Source organism: Flavobacterium davisii (genome assembly GCF_042182265.1).
In the GTDB taxonomy this organism is placed as follows: domain Bacteria; phylum Bacteroidota; class Bacteroidia; order Flavobacteriales; family Flavobacteriaceae; genus Flavobacterium; species Flavobacterium davisii.
This window is the reverse complement of the sequence record NZ_CP097869.1, coordinates 75,247-90,699: the sequence shown is the minus strand read 5'-3', so window position 1 is coordinate 90,699 and position 15,453 is coordinate 75,247. Positions and strand designations below refer to the sequence as shown.

Genomic DNA, 15,453 nt, shown 5'->3' with positions numbered 1-15,453 from the left:
TAAATGAAATTTGCCTATCTAATATTTGTTTTATCATTTTTATTACGTCCTGTAGTACCTGTGTTTTCATATATCATAAATTATGATTACGTAAGTACTGTATTGTGTGAAAATAAGAATAAACCAGAATTAAAATGTAATGGCAAATGTTATTTAAAAAAACAAATGGCAAAAACATCAGAGGAAGAAAAACCTCTTCAAAAAAATACAAAACAGATAAAATTAGAACAAGAACTCCTATTTTTTTACCCCAATTTAAATGGTCTAACGTTATTAAACCCCACTTTTAGTTTTAAAACAACAACAACCTTGTATATTAACTTATATTATTTTTTAGAAGAAAATTTTATTTTTCATCCCCCTTCGTTTAAGAATGATGTACAATATAATGCCCATTTTTAAGTATCATATTGTGTAATTATCCCAGATTATACGTTAGACTTTTTGATGAAAATGAACAGAATAAATAGATAAAAAATAGAAGGAAATTTTTATCACCGATGTATTCTACTCTATTTAAGATAAAAAACAACGTGCTTTTTAGATTCAAAGTTATATTTTATTCATAATAAAATTGCTTTACCTCTTCGCTTCGTTTAGGTCTAACACTTCATTTGGGATTATCCAACAATAATCACTTCAGTCCACTATTACTACCAGAACAAACCATTAATTTGGTTCTAAATGGTTGTTTAATGCAATTTTAGGTCAAAGACAAAACGATTATTAACGTTCGATAAAACAGGTAATTTTTATTTCTGAAAAACAGACTGCTTATAAGAAAAGTATGTTATAATAATAATCTTCCAATGAAAATAATAAAAGTATTCATCGCTCTTTTAGGAGTGGTTACAATGTATGCACAAAATAAAAAAAATCAAGATACCACAAAGATCCATCATATAGAAGAAGTAGTGGTAACTTCCAATAAAATAGAAACAAAAAAAATAGAAACACCAGTTGCTATTTCTAAGCTAACAGAAAAAAAAATAGCAGAAACTAAAGCAACAGCTATATATGAGTTAGTTAATAAAACATCAGGTGTTTTAATGACCAATTTAGGAAATGAACAACACAGTATGTCTATTAGACAACCCATGACAACAAATGCTTATTTTTTATATCTAGAAGATGGATTACCTATTCGTCCTTTAGGTGTATTTAATCACAATGCACTATTAGAAATTAATCAATTTAATCTTCAAAGTATAGAAGTAGTCAAAGGACCTGTTTCTTCTCTATATGGGCCAGAAGCTGTAGGAGGAGCAATTAATCTCATTTCCAAAAGACCATCTAACAAACCAGAGTTAAAATTAGGTTATCAAGGAGATCAATTTAATTTTAATCGTTTTCAAGCAATGGGTTCAGGAACTATAGGTAAATTAGGATATCATATTGCAGGTATAACAACCATTCAAAAAAAAGGTTGGATGACCTATTCAGACTATGATAAATATAATATAAATGGACGTTTCGATTATACTTTTAATCCTAATCATAAGCTTATTGCCACTGTTTTTTATGGGCAATATTATACTCAAATGAGCGGCAGTGTAAATGAACAAGACTTTTATGAAAGAACCTATCAAAGTCAAACTAACTTTGCTTACCGTAAATCAAACGCTTTACGTACAAAGTTAGCCTATGAACTAAATTGGAATAAGGATGCCATGAGCTCCTTAACTGTTTTCATGCGAGATAACCAATTAGGACAAAATCCATCTTATGCTATTAGAGTGTCAGAAGATAAAAAAAATGCTAAAGGAGAAATTAATGCCAATAATTTTACCAGTTATGGTATTTTAGGGCAACATACCCAAAAAATGAATTGGTTTAATACAACCCTCGTAGGAGGTATTTTATTTGACCGTTCTCCTATTGATTATCAGGCTTATCAAATTGACTTAAAACCGATACTAAAACCAGGTACCACAATTGTTTCACAATATGAATTTATTACAGAACGACCAGATATAAGATTGAAAGTATACAATGGAACTATTTATAATTATGCCGTCTTCGCGCAAGTAAAAACCATGCCCGTAAAAAATATAACCCTGACATTAGGAGGGCGATATGATAAAATGAATCTAGAATATTACAACGATATTAGCAAAAAAAATGGAGCTAAAGATTATAATCAATTTACTTTTAAAGCAGGAATGAACTATAATCCATTAAAAATACTCGGTTTTTATGCCAATTATGCACAAGGTTTTTCTCCTCCCAGTGTTTCTACTATTTTTGAAATTAAAGCAGGAACAGGAGGAAAAACAGGAATTCCAGCAGAATTTAATTACGACCTAAAGTCTGCTTTATTTTATAATTATGAAGTAGGGGGCTGGCTATCATTGATAAAGAATACATTAAAAATAGATTATTCTTTGTACTATATGGAAGGTAAAAATGAATTAATCAACACACGTTTAGTTGATAACTCAACAGATTATCGTTCAGCAGGAAAAACATCACATAAAGGAATCGAATTAGGATTAAACTATGAAATCTCAAAATCTGTTAATATAAGAATAGGAGGAGCTTATTCAGAACATAAATTTGTAGAATTTGAGTTTCCAGAAAAATCTTTAGAAGGTATAAGAAATTTAAATGATAAAGAAATGCCATCCGCACCACGTTGGATAACAAATTCAGAACTTAGTTACTATCCAAAATGGTTACCAAACTTTAGGATATCAACGGAATGGCAATATGTTTCAAGCTTCTTTCAAGACCAAATTAATACCGTAAAATATCAAGGTTACAACGTACTAAACGGAAGAATAGGATACAAAATAAAAGGGATAGAAGCTTATTTAAATATCATAAATCTTACAGATAAGTTATATGCTTATAATGTGTCTAGAGGAAATTCATCCAAATCTTCTGCAAATTATACCGTAGCAGCACCTAGAACCTTTGTTTTTGGTATACAATATAATTTATCCCTATAATTCTATAAACCCGATAAAAATGTAAAAAATATCAAGCTAATAAGCACTATTTTAATAATACTTTGAGTGTAAACTCATAAAACCTTATAAAATAATGATAAAAACAATTATTCAAAAAATAAAGAAAAAAATAAAACAACGTATTTACAAAGGACATAAGTTACTAGCCTATATAACATTTATTCCCGTTATATTATGGTGTTTATCTGGAATTATGCACCCTTTTATGGCACACTTCTTTAAACCCCAAATAAAAAATGAATGGATAGAACCTAAAGCGATAGATCCAGCTAAAGTAAAAGTTTCTTTACAAGAAATTTTACAAAAAGAAAAAATTACAACCTTCAAGAATTGTCGCTTTATCGAAATGAACAATAATTGGTTCTATCAAATAAAATTGCGGAATAATTCCTTAACCTATTTTAATACCCTCAATGGTAAAAAAATGAAACAAGGAGATGAAAAATACGCACAATATTTAGCAAAATATTTCTTAGATGATAATCAAAGCAAAATATTAAAAATAGAATATTTAACCCAATTTGACCATCAGTACAAATATGTAAATAGATATCTACCCGTTTACAAAATTACTTTTGATCGTAATGACAACATGCAAGTATATGTAGAAACAACATCCAGTAAATTAGCAACCTTTAATCCCTTGTCTAGACAAATCTTTATATGGTTTTTTGATACCTTTCATAATTGGTCCTTTTTAGATGCTATTACTACCAATGAAATACGAATAGCCTTTATGATTATCTTTTTAGGAACCATTATCTTATCCGCTTTATCAGGAATTTTTATTTACGGTTTTTTTTGGAAAACATTTAAAAAAATACAAATTACATCCGAAAATAAAAACCGTATTCATCACCGAAAACTAGGTTTATGGTTTTCAATACTAACCATTGGGTTTGCTTTTAGCGGTGCATTTCATTTAACAAAAAAATGGAGTGCTAAACCAATTCAGAATATGATATATGAACCTGTTTTAAATCGCAATAAAATAAAAATAAATCCAATAGAAATAGCAGTAGATAAGACAAAATTTCAAAACTTAAGTCTTATACAATTTCAAGACACTATCTATTATCGTTGCGAATTAAAAGCAAACTTAAAACCTTCCTTTCAAGATTATTCAAAAGGAGAAAAAAAGAAAAAAAAATTAGCTCCTATACCAGATGTTTTCTATTTAAATGCAGAGACTAACAAGATAATTAAAGATTTAGATATAGAATATGCTGAATTTTTAGCCCATTATTTTGAAAACTCATCATTTGAAACGACCACCTGCTGTGAAGATCAAACGTTAGAAGAAACGAAAAATTGTCGAATAGATAACGTTGAATTACTCGAAACCAAAATTATAACCGATTTTGATAGTCGTGAATATGGTTTTGTAAACAAACGTTTACCAGTGGTAAAATTAACCTATGATACCCCCGAAAAAATAACCTATTTTATAGAAACAGCAACTTCACGAATTGCTTCTGTAGTAAGTAAGTCAGATCAAATAGAAGGCTATTCTTTTGCCATCTTTCATAAATTTTTATGGATGGACTGGGCAGGAAAACCTATTCGTGATTTAGTTATGACTTTTGCTGCTATCGCATTGTTGATACTAACTTTTTTAGGATTTAAATTAATAATTAAAAAATAAGAATACGTTGTATTGTAATAGAGATTTGGTTAGTTTTATATGATTAACCAAATCTTTCAATATATGAAGTTAAACCGATCCAATCTGTCTTTTCTGATAGCCATTATTATTTGCTGCCAATCCATATATTCTCAAGAATATTTGAGTACATTACACAAACAAAATCCCTTAACAAGTGACCAATGGCAGTCATTATTTCCAAATCGAGCAGGACTAAACCTAGGTCATCCACAAGGTTATACCACCGATTTTTTTTCCTATAATAATTTTACACAAGCCCGTAATGAAATGGCAGACTATTTGGTGAAAATTAGAAAAAAACAAGGAATAAATGGAGAACTAATTACCATTACCAAAAAATCTTCTAAAGTAGTTTATAACTATTCAGACGTAGAGGCCTCATGGTATTCCAATACAACGCCTGAAACCATTATTAATGTTGATTTTGCAGACTTTATTAATACCTCCAATTCTGTAAATAATACAAGAGAATTAGGTGCTTTTTTGGCTAACATTTCAAAAGAAACCACTGGAGGATGGCAAACACCAGTAGGAGGAGGAAGTTTAGGAGATTACGCTAGATGGGGATTGTATTTTGTACATGAATTAGGTTATAATGTAACCAATTCTGCTGGCGCTTATAGTCAAGCAAGTACAGAATATCCTGCAAATCCTACGAAAGGATATTATGGAAGAGGTCCTATTCAATTATCATGGAATTATAATTACGGACAGTTTAGTAAGTTTTTATATAACGACAAAAATGTTTTGTTAAATAATCCTGATTTAATACAACAAGATGGCGTGTTAGCTTTTAAATCTGCCATTTGGTTTTGGATGATGCCACAATGGCCTAAACCTTCTTGTCATCAAGTTATGCACGATCTTTGGGTGCCAAACATAGGAGAGTATGCCATGAATAAAATGTATTTAAAAGGATTTGCACATACTAATAATATCATTAACGGAGGATTAGAGTGTAGAAGTTCATCTAGTTCTGTTTTTACAGTAAAAGTAGCTTTACGTTCTGATTTATATAAATATTATTTAGGAATATTAGGTTTAAATTCAAATCAAATAGCAGGAGAAGACTCAGGTCAGTATACTACTACCTGTTTTCAAGAGACTTCTAATGCCATGCAAGATTATCAAAGTGCAAATGTTTTAGCAACTAAATGTTTTGATTTAGAAAATTTTATTTATAGCCCAAATCCAGTACAAGAAAATTTAACAATACAATACAAAAAAAATATAGATCAAATTGTTATATATGGATTAGATGGTAAAGAAATTCAGAAAATACCTATTCAAAAAACAAGTGCAGAGTTAGATAGTAATAAATTTGAAAAAGGTATTTATTTATTGAAAGTTATAAGCGAAGGAGAGTCTGCAATTTTTAGAATTATTAAAAATTAAATCATCACAATAAAGATAAGATTGGTAAAAAAGAAATGCTATAACATCATTTTGAATTCAATCTATGTTTTAAAATAAGGAGAAATCACATCGTCAGTCTTGTGTGATTTCTCCTTGTGGTTTATATTGTGTTCTGTATATTCAGCTCTCTTGTATAAAGCAATATTGGTAAATTACATAAGGACAACAGTTTTACTCTCGCCTTCTACAACTACTTTTGTTAAACCTGCTTTTGCTAATTCCTTCATAGAAGCATCCCATTTTTTGCCACTCAATCCTGATTTTTCTTTTAAAGCCGCTAAAGCTTGATTATCTTCTGCTTTTAGTAGTTCTATAATGGTTTTTGCATCATCACTTATAGCTAATGGTTTTACTTCTGGACGCATTTGTGGGAAGAATAATACTTCTTGAATAGAGGCATTATTGGTTAAAAACATGATTAAACGATCCATTCCTATCCCTAATCCAGAAGTAGGAGGCATTCCATATTCTAAAGCACGTAAGAAGTCCTCGTCAATAATTCCATTAGCTTCATCATCTCCTTTTTGAGCTAATTCCATTTGTGCCATAAAACGTTCACGTTGATCAATAGGGTCATTTAATTCAGAATAAGCATTGGCTATTTCTTTTCCACAAACCATTAATTCAAAACGTTCTGTTAATTCAGGATTATCACGATGTTCTTTTGTTAATGGAGACATTTCCTTTGGATAATCAGTAATAAAAGTTGGTTGAATGAAATTACCCTCGCATTTTTCGCCGAATATTTCATCAATTAATTTTCCTTTACCCATAGTATCATTTACTTCAATGCCCATAGATTTTGCAGCTTCACGTAATTCCTCTTCCGTTTTGCCTGTTATATCAAAACCTGTAAATTGCTTAATAGCATCAGTCATGGTAACACGGGCGTAAGGAGCCTTAAAGTTTACTTTGTGTTCTCCAAAAGTAGCCTCCGTAGTACCATTTACTTGTAATGCACAATATTCTAACAAATTTTCAGTAAACGCCATCATCCAGTTGTAATCTTTGTAAGCTACATAAATTTCCATAGCTGTAAATTCAGGATTATGCGTTCTATCCATCCCCTCATTACGGAAGTTTTTAGAAAATTCATACACTCCATCAAACCCGCCTACAATCAATCTTTTTAAATATAACTCATTAGCGATACGCATATATAGCGGAATATCTAAACTATTATGATGTGTAATAAAAGGACGTGCTGCGGCTCCTCCAGGAATAGACTGTAAAACAGGTGTTTCTACCTCCATATAGCCAGCAGTGTTAAAAAATGTACGCATAGCAGTAAAAAGTTTTGTTCTTTTTATAAATACATCTTTTACCTGAGGGTTTACCACTAAATCTACATAACGCATACGATAACGTAATTCAGGATCAATGAATTCATCAAAAACCTTACCGGTTTCATCTGTTTTAGGCATTGGTAAAGGACGTAATGTTTTACTTAAAAAAGTAAAATTTGTAACACGAATACACTGTGCCCCTACCTGTGTAGTAAACAATTCTCCTTCTATTCCTATAAAGTCACCCAAATCGACTAACTTTCTAAAAATAGTATTGTATAGCGTTTTATCTTCATTAGGACAAATCACATCACGATTAAAGTAAGCTTGAATACGTCCTTCGCTATCCTGAATTTCAGAGAAACAAGCTTTTCCTTGGTCACGATTACTCATTAATCGACCTGCAACCACAACCTTCTTACCTTCTTCAAAAGATTCCTTCACTTGTTTCGAAGTATGATCTACTGGATACAAATTAGCGGGATACGGATTGACACCAAGTTCACGTAACTTGGTCAACTTTTCTCTTCTGATGATTTCTTGTTCTGAAAGTTGCATAAAAATATTTTTTTAAAGACAGCAAAGATAACCATAAGTTTAAAAGTTTAAAAGTTTTAAAAGTCTAAAATTAGAATATAACATAACTATATCGTTTATTTTTGTGATTTATTTAAAAACTACAAATTCCTTAGAACTAATAGAATCGATATCTTTGTCAAAAAATAAAATGAAAAACGTCGTATCCCTATTATCGCTCTTCTTTTTGTTAACCAGTTGTGTTTTTGAAGAAACGATAGAGGTTAATTTGGATGGAACAAGGGAAATACGTTCTTGAAATGGATGGATTTAGTTTAATAGCGATATTGCCCAAGGATACTGTAATGTTTAGAAAAGAAATAGATTCTGTTTTTGTATTTAAACACTTAGTAGAGCAAAAAAAGATAGTCTATCAAAACTTAGTATAGAAGAGCAAGAAAAAATAAAAAAACTAAATTTTTTTTTAATGCGAATCAATATCAATCAAGAAAGGAAAAAGTATTTGTTTTTGTTAGAAACTCCTTTTAACCCAGATTTCAAGAAAGTATTGTTCTTTGACAAATGAGAGCTAACTTGCACTTGCGAGCAAAGCCTATGTATAAAATGGTGAATTTATCCCCTCCCAGATTTTGGCTGAAATGTAAAAAGGCTTCCATTTGGAAGCCCTTTGAGACAATCAATGATGAAACACCATGTTATCTCGTATAGAATAATTTAAGCAAAGATATTACATTTCCTCGCATTTTAATAAAAAGATATTTTATGAAAAGTTTCGAAAAAATGCAAATTGTAAATCCCAATGCTGCAGGAATTGATGTTGGGTCACGTTCTCATTTTGTAGCCATAGGACAGGATGAAAATCAAATTAGAGAATTTAATGTTTATCAATCAGGATTATGCGCTTTGGTAGCTTATCTTCAAGAGAACAAGATTCGTAGTGTTGCTTTGGAGTCCACAGGGAGTTATTGGCAATCATTGTTTATGATCTTGCAGGGAAATGGTTTTGAAGTTCTTTTGGTTCAAGGGACTCAAACAAAAAACCTTAAAGCAAAGACAGATGTGAAAGATGCACAATGGATACAGAAACTTCATTCTTTAGGGCTATTACGAGGTTCTTTTTTGCCCTCTGAAACCACTTTGCAGATAAGAACACTTCATAGACATCGTTCTAGTTTGATTGAACAAAGTTCAAGCTTTGTAAACAAAATGCAAAAAGCATTACGTTTAATGAACTTCAGACTCGACGTTGTGATAAGTGACATCACAGGAGTTTCTGGAATAAGAGTAATTGAGATGATACTATCAGGTGAAACTTCAGGTGAAAAATTAGCTGAATATTGCGACAAACGAGTTAAAAAAAGCAAAGAAGAAATAGCCGACGCTTTGCAAGGTAAAATAAACAATGAATACCTACATGAGCTTTCCGATTGTTATGATATTTACAGACTTATTCAAGATAAAATAAAAAACACCGATACTCGTATTGATCAAGTGCTGAAAAATCAAACCAGAGAAATTGTTTTATCAGAAGATATCGAATTGGTAAAGAAACAGAATAAAGGGAAAAACCAACCCAAATTTGATGTACAGAAATATAGTTTAAAACTTTTTGGAGTAGATCTCTTTGCTATAGAATCAGTTTGCTCAGGAACCGTTACTAGTTTTTTAGCCGAAATAGGCACCGATATATATAAATTCAAGACCTCCAAGCAATTTGTGAATTGGCTCAGGTTAGCTCCAAATAATAAAATTAGTGGAGGTAAGGTTTTGAGTAGCAGAACTCCAAAAGGGAAAAATAAATTTGCATTGACATTAAGAAATGCGGCAAATACAATTGAAAGAAAAAAAGAAGGTTACCTCGTTATGTTCTTTAAAAGGATTTCTTTTAAAAAAGGAAGAGGTGCTGCAATTACAGCAACAGCAAGAAAAATAGCAGTTATAATTTGGAATATGATAGTCAAAAAACAACATTATATACCAATAAATACAGACCAATATATTCAAGAAATGAAGAATAAAAAAACGATACAAATTAAAAAAATGATTAAAAAATACGGAATCGAAACTACTTCTTTATCAATTCCTTAAATTAAGTTAGATAGAATTCCGCATTAGACTTGGTTGTGAAACAAAATTTTTCAATAAATTCAAGTGCTCACGGAAAATTTTAGAAGAAGAAATAGTGAACTATTTTGATGATTAAAATTTGAGTACGTGCTTGAATTTGAAGAAAAATAAAGTGGAATAGATTTACTTCGTCTATTCGCTACGCTCGGGTCTAATGCGTAATCTGGGTTTAAATCACTTGCTCATTTAAAAGAACTTATAGGAAATAGACAAGATCTTTTCAAATTAAGTGAAATGGATGGCAGATCCTAGTTTTTTATTAGGAAGTGGTATTGAAATGAATTATTTTTACGATGATAAAAAATTTATTCGAAAAGTTATTGTTCATAAAGAACAGCTTGAAAAAAACAATAAGATTTTTTTAGAACAATATAAAATGATTTTAGAAGCATCTAAATAAATAGTCAAATATCATTTTTCAAAACCTGTTAGGCCATATAAAATAAAACAGCCATATTTTCTAATGATCGAAAAATATAACGATAGAATTTAAAATTGATAAGATTTTAAAATCGCCAGAATCTTTAAGCCTTGAAATACAATTCAAATAAATTATTCAAATTATAAGTTTGTATCAATGTTAAACAAGTTGTCTAAAAAAAGAATCGTATTATAACTCTTTAAAATGTAAAGATAAATCAAATAAGAACAAAAGGAGGTGTCATCGCGAAAGAAGATGTAATAACAAGTTATCAACTCTTTTTAAAATTAGTCATAATTAAAATAAATAATGAACAGAAAAATAAAAATCCAAGATTTAGGATATAAGGATTATAAAACGACATGGAATTATCAGGAGGAATTATTTGCAGAAATTGTAGCGCAAAAGATAAAAAAGAGAGATAATTCAGAACAAGAAACAGATAATTACTTTTTATTTGTAGAACATCCCCATGTATATACATTAGGGAAAAGCGGAGATTTATCTAATCTATTATTATCTGAAAAACAATTAGCAGAAAAAGGAGCAACATTTTATAAGATAAATAGAGGAGGAGACATAACCTATCACGGACCTGGACAAGTCGTTGGTTATCCTATTTTAGATTTAGAAAATTTTTTCACAGATATACACAAATACTTACGATTACTTGAAGAAGCCATTATCCTAACCTTGGCTGAATATAACATAAAGTCAGAACGTAGTGAGGGAGAAACAGGAGTATGGTTAGGAGTTGGGACACCTTTTGCACGAAAAATATGTGCTATGGGAGTTCGAGCCTCTCGATGGGTAACTATGCATGGTTTTGCATTAAATGTAAATGCAGATTTAGGATATTTTGACAACATTATTCCTTGTGGTATAAAAGGAAAGGCGGTAACCTCTCTTCATGTTGAGTTAGGAAGGGCGGTAGATGAAGAAGAAGTGAAAATAAAAATATTAAAACATTTTAAAGATCTATTTAATGCCACTTTAGTAACGCTATAATGTTTTAATAGTGAAAAAAATCGGTTGAATTTTGAAATGGAAACATAAAAAATCAACCGATTTATGTTATAAGATTCTATTCAGAATTTAAATTGTAAAAAGTTTTTCTTGATTTATATAACTTACAATATGATAGATTATGAATAAAGTAAGATATGTAAATTATAAGTCCAAAACAAATTGCTCAGGAAGCAGTTTAAAAGATCTTCTATGATATTTTGTAATGCCATATTGGGCAATAGCTGCTCTGTGGTCCTTCGTAGGATAACCTTTATTTTTATTCCAATTATACATTGGAAACTCTTCATGTATTTTATTCATATATTCATCTCGATAAGTTTTAGCTAAAATAGAAGCAGCAGCTATACTCATGAATTTGCTATCACCTTTTATAATACTTTTATTAGGGATAGAGTTTAAAAAATTTATTTCATCATTACTTAAGTTATAACCCGTTTGTGTTTTAAGACCTAATTTGCTTAATAAAGGGCGATTTCCATCAATAATGATAAAATCAGGTTTTATGTTTAATTTTAAGATGCTTTCTTGCATAGCTTTCATAGACGCATTAAGAATGTTAATTTCATCAATTTCTGGACTAAATAAGTGAGTTACGGCAAAACTTAAGGCTGAAATTTCTATAGTAGGTCTTAAAGCATCTCTTTTCTTTTCAGATAATTGTTTAGAATCGTTTAAAGAATCAATTTGAAAGTCCTCAGGAAGGATGACGGCAGCTGCTGTAACAGGTCCAGCAAGGCAACCTCTTCCTGCCTCATCGCATCCAACCTCTGTTGCATAATTGCTGAATTTTAAGGATAACATAATACTATAAATAGATGTTTAAAAATGTTTGATTTTTAGTTGTAGCTTTTTTTAGAAATAATAAGCTTTTGTATGAAATATAAAAAAAACAAAGGTACTTTATAAAATTTAACATTCATAAAAAATGAATATCTACAGATAATATTTGGGAAATTAAGAAATATTTAAGAAGTTTGCCAGATAACTAACTCAAATAAAATTAATATGAGATCAAAGTTCAAATGGATTTTTACGCTACTGTTAGCGTTAACGATGCAGTTTTCTTTCGCTCAAGAGAAAACGATAACTGGGGTGGTTACAGACGCAAATGGGCCATTACCAGGGGTAAACGTTGTAGTAAAAGGTACACAACGTGGAGTTTCATCCGGATTTGATGGTAAATATAGTATTAAAGCAAAAGAAGGCGAAACTATCGTTTTTTCATTTATGGGAATGAGAGAAGTGTCCAAAGTGGTTGGAGCTTCTAATGTGATGAATACTGTAATGCAGAGTGATGCAAAGCAAATTGGAGACGTGGTTATAGTAGGTTTTGCTAAGCAGGAAAAGAAAAAGATGATTCAGTCCGTAGCAACTGTAGGATCTGATAAAATTAAAGATGTTCCTGTTGCTTCTGTTCAAGATGTTCTTCAAGGACAAACTTCAGGGGTTCAAGTTGTTTCTTCTTCGGGTGTAATTGGTTCTGCACCAGTTGTAAAAGTAAGAGGGGTTGCTTCAATTACAGCAGGCGCTAGACCATTGTATGTAGTTGATGGAGTGCCTTTAAATGATGTTAATTTAACATCTTCTCAAGGAGGACAGGCTTTAAATCCAATTGCAGATATAAACCCTGCGGATATTGAGAGTATGTCTGTTTTAAAAGATGCTGCTGCAACTTCAATTTATGGATCTCGTGGTGCAAATGGTGTTATTCTTATTACGACAAAAATGGGTAAGAGAAATCAAGATGCTAAAGTTACTGTTGGATTTACTACTTCTTTTACAAATTATACTGATGCAATGAAAATGATGAATGCCTCCCAGTATAAGGAATATAATGCTAAGTTCCCTCAGGCATTAATTAATTCAGGAGTTGCAATTGATGATATAGGTGAAACTAATTTTGATTGGTTAAATGCTGTTTCTAGAACAGGTGTTTCTATGGGATCAGATGTTTCAGTTTCAGGAGGTTCTGAAAAAACAACTTATTTCGTAGGAGGTAGTTATGCTAAGCAATCAGGTTTTATCATTGGTAATGGATTAGAAAAATCCGCTGGGAGACTTAATATTAATACAGAAGCAAATTCTTGGTTAAAAGTTGGAATGAATCTAGGTGTAACTAATTCGAAAATGGATAGAGTTGCTTCTGAAAATTCAGTAAACGCACCTTTTACATCTGCTTTTTTACAAGAACCTTACATATCACCTTATGATTCTAATGGTAATTTTCAACGTACAGGTTTTGTAGCTAATGTTGTGGCAATAGAAGCCTTAAATATTAATGATTTAATTACTAATCGTATAACAGGTAATGTGTTTGCAGATTTTAAATTATTTAAACCTTTAACTTATAGAGTAGAATTTGGTTTAGATAGATCTGCAATCGAAGAATTTCGACGTGAAAAGAATATAAATCAATCAGGTGGTTCTGCATCAGATTATCAGGCTGTTCAACAAAAAACTATTTTTACAAATACGTTAAATTTTAATAAAAAGTTAGCTGAAAAAATTAATTTAAATGCATTAGTAGGTTTTACTGCAGAAAATACAGAAGTAAGAGATATTAATGTAGCGGGTTCAGTTTTTGCTTCTGATGATTTTTTAAATGTAACTTCTGCGGTTATAAAATCAACTACAGAAAACACTAATGCACAATCTAGGTTAAATGGTTATTTTTCACGTTTGAATTTAGATTATGATTCCAAATATTTACTAGAGGCTTCTTTTAGAAGAGATGGGTCTTCTAGATTTGGCTCTAATAATAGATTTGGTAATTTCTGGGCAGTTGGAGCGGCATGGAATATTGCGAATGAAAATTTCTTAAAAGATAGTAAATACATTACTGAATTAAAATTAAAAGGTAATGTTGGGGTTACGGGTAATGATAGAATTGGCGATTATGTATGGAGAGAGCGCGTTAATGGAGGTACTTATCCAAATTATAATGAAACCTCGGGTTTAGCTTTATATAGATTCAGTAATCCAGATTTAAAATGGGAAAAATCGAAATCTGTTGATTTAGGGTTAAGTTTAGGTATGTTTAGTGATAGAGTTAAAATAGCTGTTGATGTTTATAGAAAAATAACATCGGATTTATTGCTAAATAAATTATTATCTACAGCTGACAACGATGGCGTTAGAACTTATTTAGTCAATGCAGGTAGAATGGAAAATAAAGGTTTGGATTTGGATTTTAATTTTGATATACTAAGAAACTCAAAATTAAAATGGACTACAAATTTAAATTTTAACTTTAATAGAAATAAAATATTAGAACTAAATTCTGATGCTTCTGTAGATGCACAAGGGAATAAGTTTATTGGAGGATCAACTTATCAAAGAGCAATTGAAGGATACTCGGCTAATACGTTTTATTTAGTACCTTATTTAGGAGTTAATAAAGAAACAGGGAATGCAGAATGGTTAGATATAAATGGTAATCCAACAACTGTTTACTCTACGGCAAATAGAAGAATTGTAGGTGATGCAAACCCTGATTTTACAGGAGGATGGTCTAATAATTTGAAATATGAAAATTTTGATTTATCAACATTAGTTAATTTTAGTTATGGTAATGATATATTTATAGACGGATTACGTTTTGTTGATCGTTCAATATATGCTTATAATCATAGAGAGGTTGTAGGTAATGTATGGCAAAATCCTGGAGATGATGCGTTTACACCAAATCCTAAATCTTCTACATTTAGAACCGTTCAAAATGCTTCAACCAGACAATTGAAAGATGGTTCATTTGCTCGATTAAAAAATGTAACTCTTGGTTATAATTTCCCAATGGCTAAGTTTGGTAAAAGCTTTGTTTCATCAGTAAGAATTTATGCTACAGCACAAAATTTATATACATTGAAAAGCAAAGAATTACAAGGTATTGATCCAGAAGTGTCTAATTCGATTTCCGCAGGAATTCAAGGAGAAACATTTTTTACAGCTCCTCAAACTAAAACATTTTTGTTTGGTACACGTCTAACTTTCTAAGTTTTT

General features: G+C 30.6%; 10 protein-coding genes. 8 read left to right on the top strand and 2 right to left on the bottom strand.

Annotated elements, in window-relative coordinates; all coding sequences use genetic code 11:
* The first annotated feature begins 3 nt into the window (after window positions 1-3).
* From NAB20_RS00325 to NAB20_RS00310, 4 genes are all read left to right on the top strand, one after another.
* Window positions 4-402 (top strand): hypothetical protein, encoded by a 399-nt coding sequence (locus NAB20_RS00325; RefSeq protein WP_105196136.1) that lies wholly within the window; start codon window positions 4-6, stop codon window positions 400-402.
* Window positions 403-809: 407 nt separating this feature from the next.
* Window positions 810-2,951 carry a TonB-dependent receptor gene (locus NAB20_RS00320; protein WP_375605314.1) on the top strand — a complete coding sequence of 714 codons (2,142 nt, stop codon included), beginning with the start codon at window positions 810-812 and terminating at the stop codon, window positions 2,949-2,951.
* A 94-nt stretch (window positions 2,952-3,045) separates the two neighbouring features.
* Window positions 3,046-4,617 (top strand): PepSY domain-containing protein, encoded by a 1,572-nt coding sequence (locus NAB20_RS00315; RefSeq protein WP_375605313.1) that lies wholly within the window; start codon window positions 3,046-3,048, stop codon window positions 4,615-4,617.
* Window positions 4,618-4,680: 63 nt separating this feature from the next.
* On the top strand, window positions 4,681-6,033 hold the full coding sequence (locus NAB20_RS00310; protein WP_375605312.1) for a glycoside hydrolase family 19 protein: 1,353 nt from the start codon (window positions 4,681-4,683) through the stop codon (window positions 6,031-6,033).
* 173 nt (window positions 6,034-6,206) lie between these two features.
* Here the strand turns inward: NAB20_RS00310 and lysS are convergent, their stop codons facing one another.
* Window positions 6,207-7,898 (bottom strand): lysine--tRNA ligase, encoded by a 1,692-nt coding sequence (gene lysS, locus NAB20_RS00305; protein WP_105196140.1) that lies wholly within the window; start codon window positions 7,896-7,898, stop codon window positions 6,207-6,209.
* Window positions 7,899-8,639: 741 nt separating this feature from the next.
* On the opposite strand from lysS, the gene NAB20_RS00300 reads away from it, so the two are divergent.
* The 3 genes from NAB20_RS00300 to lipB all read left to right on the top strand — a co-directional run bounded on the left by NAB20_RS00300 (window position 8,640) and on the right by lipB (window position 11,433).
* Window positions 8,640-9,965 carry an IS110 family transposase gene (locus tag NAB20_RS00300; RefSeq protein WP_127823170.1) on the top strand — a complete coding sequence of 442 codons (1,326 nt, stop codon included), beginning with the start codon at window positions 8,640-8,642 and terminating at the stop codon, window positions 9,963-9,965.
* Between the two features lie 277 nt (window positions 9,966-10,242).
* On the top strand, window positions 10,243-10,404 hold the full coding sequence (locus NAB20_RS00295) for a hypothetical protein (RefSeq protein ID WP_164849154.1): 162 nt from the start codon (window positions 10,243-10,245) through the stop codon (window positions 10,402-10,404).
* Between the two features lie 330 nt (window positions 10,405-10,734).
* Window positions 10,735-11,433 carry a lipoyl(octanoyl) transferase LipB gene (gene lipB / locus NAB20_RS00290; protein ID WP_088393033.1) on the top strand — a complete coding sequence of 233 codons (699 nt, stop codon included), beginning with the start codon at window positions 10,735-10,737 and terminating at the stop codon, window positions 11,431-11,433.
* A gap of 162 nt (window positions 11,434-11,595) precedes the next feature.
* Here lipB and NAB20_RS00285 read toward each other — a convergent pair whose 3' ends face one another.
* A complete protein-coding gene (locus tag NAB20_RS00285) occupies window positions 11,596-12,255 on the bottom strand; it encodes a ribonuclease HII (protein WP_088393031.1) in 660 nt (219 codons plus the stop codon).
* Window positions 12,256-12,459: 204 nt separating this feature from the next.
* On the opposite strand from NAB20_RS00285, the gene NAB20_RS00280 reads away from it, so the two are divergent.
* Complete coding sequence (locus tag NAB20_RS00280) at window positions 12,460-15,447, top strand: SusC/RagA family TonB-linked outer membrane protein (protein ID WP_375605311.1); 2,988 nt, start codon at window positions 12,460-12,462, stop codon at window positions 15,445-15,447.
* The last annotated feature ends 6 nt before the right edge of the window (window positions 15,448-15,453 follow it).

Excerpts from the sequence above, each read along its gene's own strand:
- NAB20_RS00325 (WP_105196136.1), top strand. The coding sequence starts at position 4 with ATGAAATTTGCCTATCTAATATTTGTTTTATCATTTTTATTACGTCCT.
- NAB20_RS00320 (WP_375605314.1), top strand. The coding sequence starts at position 810 with ATGAAAATAATAAAAGTATTCATCGCTCTTTTAGGAGTGGTTACAATG.
- NAB20_RS00315 (WP_375605313.1), top strand. The coding sequence starts at position 3,046 with ATGATAAAAACAATTATTCAAAAAATAAAGAAAAAAATAAAACAACGT.
- NAB20_RS00310 (WP_375605312.1), top strand. The coding sequence starts at position 4,681 with ATGAAGTTAAACCGATCCAATCTGTCTTTTCTGATAGCCATTATTATT.
- lysS (WP_105196140.1), bottom strand. The coding sequence starts at position 7,898 with ATGCAACTTTCAGAACAAGAAATCATCAGAAGAGAAAAGTTGACCAAG.
- NAB20_RS00300 (WP_127823170.1), top strand. The coding sequence starts at position 8,640 with ATGAAAAGTTTCGAAAAAATGCAAATTGTAAATCCCAATGCTGCAGGA.
- NAB20_RS00295 (WP_164849154.1), top strand. The coding sequence starts at position 10,243 with ATGGCAGATCCTAGTTTTTTATTAGGAAGTGGTATTGAAATGAATTAT.
- lipB (WP_088393033.1), top strand. The coding sequence starts at position 10,735 with ATGAACAGAAAAATAAAAATCCAAGATTTAGGATATAAGGATTATAAA.
- NAB20_RS00285 (WP_088393031.1), bottom strand. The coding sequence starts at position 12,255 with ATGTTATCCTTAAAATTCAGCAATTATGCAACAGAGGTTGGATGCGAT.
- NAB20_RS00280 (WP_375605311.1), top strand. The coding sequence starts at position 12,460 with ATGAGATCAAAGTTCAAATGGATTTTTACGCTACTGTTAGCGTTAACG.